Source organism: Sedimenticola selenatireducens DSM 17993 (assembly GCF_000428045.1).
In the GTDB taxonomy this organism is placed as follows: Bacteria; Pseudomonadota; Gammaproteobacteria; order Chromatiales; family Chromatiaceae; genus Sedimenticola; species Sedimenticola selenatireducens.
In genome coordinates this window covers 74,108-83,599 of record NZ_KE386616.1, presented here as the reverse complement: position 1 = coordinate 83,599, position 9,492 = coordinate 74,108, and the positions used below count along the sequence as shown (strand labels likewise).

Genomic DNA, 9,492 nt, shown 5'->3' with positions numbered 1-9,492 from the left:
GTAGGTCGGGTTAGACCGTCAGGGCGTAACCCGACATCGGGGCATGCACAGCATAGATGGCCTGCAAGCGCTTCCCGGACCTAACACACTCTGGCTGCCAATTGTCCCCTGCCTGTCGGATTACGCTGCGCTAATCCGACCTACCGACTATAACGCCATAAAAAAATCCTTACTTTCCGGTTGTTGATATCCCCTCTGTTCCCCAGCAAACTACAGGGCACTGCAGTAAATCAGGAGTACCCCAAGGATGCGCACCTTCAGACTGGATGAGTACCGGATTGAGGATGAACCTTATTACCAGCCGACTGGTGATGAGATCGAGCTGTTTGAAGCGGCCTATCACAACCAGTTGCCGGTGCTACTGAAGGGACCGACCGGTTGCGGTAAGACCCGTTTCATGGAGTACATGGCATGGCGGCTCAAACGTCCGCTGATTACCGTCTCCTGCCATGATGATCTCACCGCCTCCGATCTGGTGGGACGCTACCTGATCAAGGGCGGTGAAACCACCTGGATAGACGGCCCCCTGACCCAGGCGGTCAAGGCGGGTGGCATCTGTTATCTGGATGAGATTGTCGAGGCGCGCAAGGACACCATGGTAGTGATCCATCCCCTGGCCGACGACCGGCGGGTATTACCGATCGAGAAGCTGGGCACGCTGATCGAGGCCGATCCGGAGTTTGCCATCGCCATCTCCTATAATCCCGGCTACCAGAGCGTGCTCAAGGATCTGAAACAGAGCACCCGACAGCGCTTTATCGCCCTGGAGTTCGACTATCCCGGGGCGGAACTGGAGACCGAGATCGTGGTTCGTGAATCGGGCCTGGAACGGCAACTGGCCGGGCGCCTGGTGAAATTCGCCGGCATGACCCGCAATCTCAAGGGCAGCGGCCTCGAAGAGGGAGCCAGCACCCGCCTGCTGGTGCACGCCGCCAAGCTGATGGCCGCCGGTGTCAACCCGGTCTCTGCCTGTCAGGGGGCAATTGCCCAGGCCCTGACCGACGACCCGGAGATGCTCGCCTCGGTGAATGAGCTCTCCTCCTCGCTATTCTGAGATGGCCTCCTCCGCCTCGCGCTCCCTGCCCGAAGTCCGGCAACTGCTCGATGAGCTGCTGGAGGTGGAGTTCTCCTTCCGCGACACCTCCGCGCCCGCGGCCGCCATCGCCAAACTCCCCGGCGTGCGTCAGGCACGCCTGATCAACTGGATTCAACGGATAGCCAGCACCCATGTTGAACTGGGCTATCAGGTCGCCTGCAAAGGGGTGGACGCCCAGGCACTGATGGAGCCGGATATCTTTGAGGCGTGGATATTTCACAGCATGGATTGTTACGATGCCGAGGGACTGCGCCCGGCGCTACTGGCCATCGAACAGTACCGGCAGTTTGCCGGGCAGCAGCAGGCACGAGCGCGCGGCGCCCTGCTGCAGGATCATGAAGGGGTGCTGAGCCATTTTCTGCAGGGGCTCTCGGGACGACCACTGAAACTCGCCCCATCGGACCGCATCTACACAGACACTGAAACCCTGTTCCTGCCGCCGCTGCTTTCACTGCTGCCGACCCCGGAACAGAACTTTCAACACTACAAGGTTACCTGCGCCCTGCTCTGGGCACAGATTCGCTTTGGCTCATTTCGTCCATTGCTGCAATTATCTTCACCAGAGCCGGAACTCCTGCAGCTCTATCACGCCATGGAGATGCTACGACTTGAAGCCTGTCTGCAACGTGCTTTACCTGGACTATTCAGAGCACTTGAGCAGATCAGACAGACGCTTGATGAGCCGCCGCTACCGGCGGAGTGGCAGCGGCTCCTGCCACAACTTTCGGCAGCGGACACCCGGGCAGAGGATGTAATTGCACTGGCGCTACAACAGCGTGGCCTGATCACCCCCTACACCCCATACAGTCATCAGGTCTCCCTGGAGCTGGACGCCGTGCAGGATTGCATGAACGCTCGAATTGAAAAAGAGAAGGCCCGGTTCAGAGTGTCCCTGAATACCCTGCTGGAAGAACTACAGCGCACCAGCCCAACAGAGCAGGAGTCCGAGCGCCGGTTCAGCAAACAACAGCGGGAAGACCCTGCTACACCGGAAGGTCTGAATATCCAAATCCTGCTGGATGACATGCCGGCGCCCCTGCCCGATCAGGTACAGGCGTTACAACGCTCCATTCTGCTCGATCTGGGTGATATTCCGGATGACTACCTGCAACCCGCCGGGCCTGGCGAGTACGACCCGGCCCTGCTTCAGGATCAGACCCGGGACGCGGACGATGTATGGCGCGGCAGCTATCACGAAGAGGGGGCACACCTCTATGATGAGTGGGACTTCCAGCGCCGTCACTACCGCAAACAGTGGTGCGCCGTCAGGGAGCGCGAGGTCACTCCACGCCATGACGACTTCACCGAACGCACCCTGGAGAAATACCACGGCCTGATCAAACATCTGCGCAAGACCTTTGAGGCGATGCGTCATGAAAACCGGCTGCTGAAACGCCAGCCCGAAGGGGACGATGTGGATATCGACGCCCTGGTGGAAGCGCTGTCGGACGCCCATCTCGGTTTCGAGATGACCGACCGGCTGCTGACCAGAATGCAGCGCAATGAGCGTAACATCGCCGTCATCTTCATGGTGGATATGAGCGGCTCCACCAAGGGCTGGATCAATGATGCCGAACGGGAATCCCTGCTGTTGCTGTGCGAGGCGCTGGAGAGTCTGGGCGACCGCTACGCCATCTATGGCTTCTCCGGTATGACCCGCAAGCGCTGCGAGCTGTTCCACATCAAGCACTTCGAGGAGCCCTACAATGAACTTGTCCAGGCACGCATCAGCGGTATCGAACCCCAGGACTACACCCGCATGGGCTTTGCTATCCGGCATCTGAGTAAAATACTGCAGACCACCGATGCCAGGACCCGTATTCTCATTACCCTCTCCGACGGCAAACCAGATGACTACGACAGCTACCGGGGGCAGTACGGCATTGAGGATACCCGACGCGCCCTGATCGAGGCACGTCGGGCCGGTATTCATCCCTACTGCATCACTATCGACGAAGAGGCGCGGGACTACCTGCCCCACCTCTACGGTCCCGCCGCCTACAGTGTGGTGGATGATGTGCGCACGCTGCCCGTGAAGGTTTCTGACATCTATCGAAGACTAACCACCTGACACCTGTTCTCCCACCAACGAGATTGACGGCCCGCCATCAGCCCGATATATTTGCGATTGGTTAATCACAAATCAATCCGCATGGGCAAGCCGACCGAGACCAGAAGAGCCGAGATCATCGAGGGCGCCCTGGCGGTTGCTGCCGAACGGGGCGTCAATACGGTCACTACCCAGGCCATCGCGGACCAGGTGGGCATTGCCCAGTCGACCATCTTTCGGCACTTCAAATCCCGCGACGAGATCTTCTCTGCCGCCGTTAACCGGACTGGCGCCACTATGCTGCAAACCCTGGAACCCTGCTTCAGTGGTGCCGGGTCGGCCGATCAGCGGCTTTGCAAGCTGATTCGGCTACAGCTTGAATATGTCAGTAATAACAAGGGATTACCAAGAATTCTTTTCTCGGACAGACTACATATAGAATCACCGGAACTGAAACAGAGTGTGCAGCGGGTAATGCGTAATTACACCTCCCGGGTCTCTCAGTTACTGCAGGAGGGCATGGATAACGACTGCTTCGACCGCTCGCTCGACCCGGACATCACGGCAAGCCACCTGGTCATGCTGATCCAGGGGTTGCTCATGCGCTGGTCGGTGTTTGATTTTGATTTCGATCTGGACTCGGAGTCACAGCCACTCTGGGAGTTCATCTCCCGGGCCGTCAGACCAAACTAAAATAGTTAACCAAATTGTGATTATGTAATCGCAAAAGGAGACAAAGATGTGCAAATTCTGCTGGGGCTCGCTCACCGCCCTGCTACTGGTCGCGGCCTTTTTTGGCTACAAATTCGTTTATCAGGGTGACACCGAGCCGATGAGCGACGGCCGGATCGCCATACAGTTGAACAGTAGCGAACGGGATCTGGTACTGGCAGAGATGCGTGCTTTCGTTGCCACGCTTCAGAGCATCACCCAGGGCATCGCCAGGAAGGATCTGGCGCAGGCTGCCGGCGCCGCACGTACCGCAGGCATGGCGGCACAAGGCGGCGTTCCGATATCACTGGCAGCAAAACTCCCCATGGAGTTCAAGAAACTGGGATTGGATACCCACCAGAAGTTTGACCAGCTTGCACTGGATGCCGAACAGATGGAAGACGGTAGCCACACCCTGACCCAGCTAAGTGAACTAATGCAGAACTGTGTCGGCTGCCACGCCACCTACCGCATAGCCATGGGCAACCCGCAGTAGAACTGCGCTGAGACAGAAAGGTACCAATCAATGACCGCCCCCCTTCTACTGCTGCTGCTCTTACTGTCCCTGATTCTGATCGGCTTCCTCTACCACAGAATACGGAAACAGCAGCAGATCAAACGGAAGAAAGAACAGGCCCGCCGCGAGGCCGAGCAAGGACTTGTCCCCTGCTTTACCTGTGGCATGAAGATACCCCGTGAGGGGGCGCTGGAGAAAAAGGGACGATACTTTTGCGGGATCAAAAAGGCGGAACGTACTGCCAACAATCAGGATTTCTCCTGATCATCTTCCAGTACAGGGTCATAATCCCAATCCCGCACACCCTGAATTATCAGATCAACATCCTTATCTGGAATTTGCAGCACTTGCAGCGCGATCGCGCCCAGACGCAAGCTCGCTTCAATAGCTTCCGGATAGGCGTGGGTAGCACCGGCATCAATAAGTTGGGTACTGGTCTCTAGATCACGTGCCCGCGCAATGACCGGTACTTGGGGGCAACTATTGCGCAGCACTGAGATTGCCCGTAATGCAGTAGATGGCTGATCAACGGTAATCACCACCAGTGAGGCATGTTCCACATGGGCAACAGCCAGCAGTTCAGGATCAGAAATATCACCATACACTACCGGATGGCCATCAGCCCGCCCCTGTGCCACCCGTTTTGGATCGGTATCAAAAGCCACAAACGAAACACCACTCGACTGCAGCAGCACGGCTATTGTATGTCCCACCCGCCCGTAACCACCGATCAGTACTTGCGGTTTGGATACCCCCAATAGTGAATCAGCTACACCTTGTGTCTTGCCAAGCTGAGGCCCGGCCAGCCTACCGGCAATGGCATGATTGAACTTGATCAGCAACGAACCCGCAACCATTGAAAAAAGAACAGAAGTAAGTGCTATCTGACCAATATGCACATCAATCACGCCGGCATCAATTGAAATCGCAAGAAGGGCAAAACCAAACTCACCGCCGACCGCCAATAATAGCGCCGTACGCCAAGTGGCCAAAATATCGATACCACTCTTACGCACCATCGCGGCGACGATCAAAATCTTGCTGATCAATATGAGCAGCATGCCCATCAAGGCCCAATGCCAAATACCCGGTATGGCTGTTGGGTCGATCATCATACCGATGCCAACAAAAAACAGCCCAAGCAGCACATCGCGAAATGGGCGTATGCTCGATTCCACCTGGTGCCGAAACTCTGTCTCACCCAGCATCATACCGGCAATAAAGGCGCCAAATGCCAACGACAGACCAAGACTGTTTGTTGCCCAGGCCGCAAGCAAGGCAACCAGCAGTACTGCCAGTGTGAATACCTCAGCCGTTCGATGTTTGGTAACCAGATGAAAAAACGGTCGTAGCAACCAGCGTCCAACAACAAATACCAGTACAAATGCCGTCAGCGCTTTTATTACGGCCCATCCAAGGGCACCTGCCAATACATCTATACCAACCGCCATGCCCAGCACGGGTATGACCACCAGAAAAGGGACAGCCGTGACATCCTGAAAAACGGACATGGCTAGTCCAAGCCTGCCGTGGGTGCTGTTTTCCTCGCCCTGCTCTGTCAATTGATTACCAATAATAGTGGATGATGACTGGGCAAACACCGCGCCTATCACAAACGCCACAGTGACCGGGAACCCAGCCAGCCAGACGACCGCACCGACCACCAGCGTGGTGAATACGACCTGCGCTGTCCCAAGTCCGAGAACCTGGTTGCGTAGACTGTGCAACTGGGGTAACGAGTAATTGAGGCCAATCGTGAACAGCAGGAATACCACACCAAACTCGGCCAGCGCTTTAAACTCCGGCACATGGACCACGGGCCCAATGGTATGCGGTCCGAGAATCAATCCTACCAGTAGGTACCCGAGGCTGGTTGGAATATGCAGACGTTGAAATGTGACGGCAACGGCAACCGCAACCCCCAGAAGCATGAGGATTTGTGCAAGATTATCCATCATGCTGAATACTCCTTAACAATAGAAAGCAGGTGCGATTCGGGCAGGACTCACCCGGTGGATGACACAATTGCGCACCAATGAGGATCACGAATATCGTTCCGTATCGAAAAGAGCTTCACCCAAGCAACATGAACGAACGCCTTTTTCAAGGATGGGTATCGCTATTCAATCCTCCAGTGTAACCGGTGTTTTAAACTCGGACGGTTTGATGGCAAGCACCGAACAATTGATCTGATTCAGGATCGTCTCGGCGGTGTTGCCCATGATGAACCCCGGGACACCCGTGCGCGCGACGGTTCCCATAACAATAACATCAGCCTTCAACTGTTCTGCCAGTTCAGGAATCTCTTTACGGGCCCCTCCCTTTATTAGATGGATCTGGGGATTGAGATATTCAGCAGCCCCCTTTCCCAATTGGCTGGTAACCTCGTGCACAACCCTATTCAATTTAATTTCACGCTGACGCCTGACTTGCTCTACATAGTTAATAATCTTTATTTCTGGTGTATGCATAAGCGCACCGCGCATAGCGCTCTCGCCGATTGCTTGCCAGGCATGCACAACATGCAACTCGGCAAAATCGGACAGCGCAAGTGAACACGCAATTTCAAGAATTTCCCGGTTCACCGCATCGCGTGAACTCAGTTCTGCCCGAGGATATCCGTCGTCGGTATCGACCGCCGCCAGAATGACGCGATAGGACTTTTTAATCTGAGGTTTGACCACCCAAACCGGACACGGACACTCACGTAACAGGTTCATATCATCACAGCCGAATAACCGATCAAACCAATCCAGCTTTTCGGGGACCTTGATGACCAGGTCGTGTCCGTTAGTGAGCACCTGGCGAATAGTTTCCATAAAACGGGTACCCTTCCGCACCGCTACTTTTATCGAAACCCGTTTGCGGTAAGGATCGACCAGCTCTTCCAACGCCTGCATGTCGGCAGCTACTATCGCGGACTGAAGATCAGCGGAAATAGGGCCTCCATCGGGCATACCAATACCGGCAGTAATGCGGTCAACCACATCAAGAACGGTGAGGCTGGCCTGATTATTCTCCGCCAGTGTGACAGCACGTTCCAGAGCAGCCGCGCAATCTTCTCTGATGTCCACTACACAAAGAATATCTTTAAATATATTCATGTCACTTATTCCATCAATCGGTATTGGTTAACTGGATTTGCCCGCGACTAAAAAAATCGACTGCAGCAAGATCACTGGCAGGATCTTCAGGCCAGTCTTCATGAATAAATAATCAGTCAAAACACATCAGAATCTTGACCCCCGCACAGATTGTTCTGGCATTGATTCAAAAAATATGGACGCGAATAATGTACCACAAACCATGATAGGATGCCCATCCAACGGTCACCAGCTCCAGGCCTTGGATGATTCCATCACCTGCCTTTTGGGCCACTCCAAAATCGGTAATAATGTCCCTGTGGCCCAGACCTAAAAACCCTGAAAGGAGCTGACTTGGAGACGCATGAGTTTTTTCTTTACCTGCTGGTCATTCTTCTGACGGCACGCATATTCGCAGAGTTGGCGACCCGTCTGCAGGCACCTTCCGTCATAGGTGAATTGTTCGCAGGCGTGGTGCTCGGACCCAGCATTCTGGGCTGGATTGAGCCGTTTGAAATCATCAAGCTGATGGCGGAAATCGGCATTATTCTGCTGCTGTTCGAGGTGGGACTGGAAACCGACGCCAAACGCCTGGTGCGGACCGGCACCAAATCCCTGGTGGTTGCCTTGATTGGTTTCGCATTGCCGCTGGCGTTGGGTTTTGCGCTGGGTTACTGGGTATTCGGCTTGTCGTCACTGGTGTCCCTGTTCATCGGCGGCACGCTCACTGCCACCAGCATCGGGATCACTATACGGGTACTGGCCGACCTCAAGCGACAACACGCTCCGGAGGGACAGATTGTGTTGGGGGCGGCGGTACTGGATGACGTATTGGGCGTGGTACTGCTGGCCCTACTCTACGAGTTCTCAATCGGAGGCGGTGTGAGCCTGATCAATGCCGGCAAGGTGTTGATATTTGTGGTGGCGTTTTTCGTACTGGCACCCATGGCCGCCAAGTTGATCTCACTGGTTATCCGGCGCTTCGACGCGGTTAGCGAGATCCCCGGTCTGCTGCCGACCACTATCGTATCGCTGGTGTTGTTCTTCGCCTGGCTGGCTCATGTTCTTGGGGCGCCGGAGTTACTTGGCGGCTTTGCCGCGGGACTGGCACTGTCGCGGCGCTTCTTTCTGCCTCTGGGCATTGTTCTGCACGAAGATGAGCGTTTTGCACACCGTATCGAGGAACAGATGAAACCGATTGTTCATCTGTTTACGCCGATATTCTTTGTGTTTGTGGGGCTTTCGCTCAATCTACGCGAGATCGATTGGGGTTCACCCTTTATCTGGATTTTTTCGCTTTCACTGTTCCTTGTGGCGATCACCGGCAAGCTCGCTGGCGCCCTGTTTATAAAGGAATCCTGGCCTGTACGTTGGGTAATCGGCATGGCGATGATACCGCGTGGCGAGGTCGGTCTGATCTTCGCCGAGTTAGGCAGGATCAGCGGTATATTCGATAATGAAGTCTATGCAGGCATGGTGATTGTGATAGCGCTCACGACACTGTTTCCGCCTCTGGTCATGGAGTGGTTCTACGGGCGTTACGGCGATCGCTTGCCGGCCTCTGCCCCCAGTTGACCGATATCTACTGAAATATTCAGACGACTTTCGGGAGCGGCCGCACGGACTCACCCGCCGCTGGCTGATTACCCATCCAGCGATCCATAACGGCACTCCTGGGCAGGCCACCAGCAACATGCGCTATTGTTCGGCACATATTTAGAATCCGGTCTAGACCAAGGACCAGGGCAGTTCCCTAAACCATCGCCACCCACACTTGTTCCCACCGGTGTACAAATAAATAAGGGCCTTTGGGGTTTGCAATGTGTTCGTATGCCCACTTTCCTGTCTGGCCCCGGTGGGGCTTCTAAGTTTTGTCAAATAGGCTTAACATGGACGCCTACAACACTACGGCGTATCGAGGATTGAGCTGGATATCCCATACGCTGTCCCGATTGGCGAGATTAACCCAACGCACTATCGGCGCCACGCTATTACCGCCACTGAGGCGGTGGGGTATTTGTGCGCGTGGACTTTA

The 9,492-nt window shown here is 55.2% G+C and carries 8 protein-coding genes; 6 read left to right on the top strand and 2 right to left on the bottom strand.

The window, feature by feature from the left end; genetic code table 11:
* Nucleotides 1–247 precede the first annotated feature (247 nt).
* The 5 genes from A3GO_RS0120495 to A3GO_RS0120475 all read left to right on the top strand — a co-directional run bounded on the left by A3GO_RS0120495 (nt 248) and on the right by A3GO_RS0120475 (nt 4,638).
* Entirely contained in the window at nt 248–1,054 is an 807-nt protein-coding gene (locus A3GO_RS0120495) for a CbbQ/NirQ/NorQ/GpvN family protein (RefSeq protein WP_029134984.1), read from the top strand.
* On the top strand, nt 1,029–3,167 hold the full coding sequence (locus tag A3GO_RS0120490) for a nitric oxide reductase activation protein (protein ID WP_245621807.1): 2,139 nt from the start codon (nt 1,029–1,031) through the stop codon (nt 3,165–3,167). Before A3GO_RS0120495 ends, A3GO_RS0120490 begins: the two co-directional genes overlap by 26 nt.
* A gap of 81 nt (nt 3,168–3,248) precedes the next feature.
* Nucleotides 3,249–3,839: a TetR/AcrR family transcriptional regulator gene (locus tag A3GO_RS0120485; protein WP_029134982.1), complete on the top strand. Its 591-nt coding sequence runs from the start codon at nt 3,249–3,251 to the stop codon at nt 3,837–3,839.
* Between the two features lie 46 nt (nt 3,840–3,885).
* Nucleotides 3,886–4,353: a cytochrome c gene (locus A3GO_RS0120480; RefSeq protein WP_029134981.1), complete on the top strand. Its 468-nt coding sequence runs from the start codon at nt 3,886–3,888 to the stop codon at nt 4,351–4,353.
* Between the two features lie 30 nt (nt 4,354–4,383).
* Entirely contained in the window at nt 4,384–4,638 is a 255-nt protein-coding gene (locus tag A3GO_RS0120475) for a hypothetical protein (protein ID WP_029134980.1), read from the top strand.
* On the opposite strand, the gene A3GO_RS0120470 is transcribed toward A3GO_RS0120475, so the two are convergent.
* The gene (locus A3GO_RS0120470) at nt 4,623–6,332 is read right to left on the bottom strand and encodes a cation:proton antiporter domain-containing protein (protein ID WP_037376204.1); all 1,710 of its coding nucleotides are present in this window, start codon (nt 6,330–6,332) and stop codon (nt 4,623–4,625) included. The genes A3GO_RS0120475 and A3GO_RS0120470 overlap by 16 nt on opposite strands.
* 165 nt (nt 6,333–6,497) lie before the next feature.
* Entirely contained in the window at nt 6,498–7,478 is a 981-nt protein-coding gene (locus A3GO_RS0120465; protein ID WP_029134978.1) for a universal stress protein, read from the bottom strand.
* Nucleotides 7,479–7,811: 333 nt separating this feature from the next.
* Here A3GO_RS0120465 and A3GO_RS0120460 point away from each other — a divergent pair, with 333 nt between their 5' ends.
* Nucleotides 7,812–9,032, top strand: coding sequence for a cation:proton antiporter (locus A3GO_RS0120460; RefSeq protein WP_029134977.1), 1,221 nt, complete (start codon nt 7,812–7,814; stop codon nt 9,030–9,032).
* Nucleotides 9,033–9,492: the final 460 nt, after the last annotated feature.

Excerpts from the sequence above, each read along its gene's own strand:
- A3GO_RS0120470 (WP_037376204.1), bottom strand. The coding sequence starts at position 6,332 with ATGATGGATAATCTTGCACAAATCCTCATGCTTCTGGGGGTTGCGGTT.
- A3GO_RS0120485 (WP_029134982.1), top strand. The coding sequence starts at position 3,249 with ATGGGCAAGCCGACCGAGACCAGAAGAGCCGAGATCATCGAGGGCGCC.
- A3GO_RS0120490 (WP_245621807.1), top strand. The coding sequence starts at position 1,029 with ATGAGCTCTCCTCCTCGCTATTCTGAGATGGCCTCCTCCGCCTCGCGC.
- A3GO_RS0120475 (WP_029134980.1), top strand. The coding sequence starts at position 4,384 with ATGACCGCCCCCCTTCTACTGCTGCTGCTCTTACTGTCCCTGATTCTG.
- A3GO_RS0120465 (WP_029134978.1), bottom strand. The coding sequence starts at position 7,478 with ATGAATATATTTAAAGATATTCTTTGTGTAGTGGACATCAGAGAAGAT.
- A3GO_RS0120495 (WP_029134984.1), top strand. The coding sequence starts at position 248 with ATGCGCACCTTCAGACTGGATGAGTACCGGATTGAGGATGAACCTTAT.
- A3GO_RS0120480 (WP_029134981.1), top strand. The coding sequence starts at position 3,886 with ATGTGCAAATTCTGCTGGGGCTCGCTCACCGCCCTGCTACTGGTCGCG.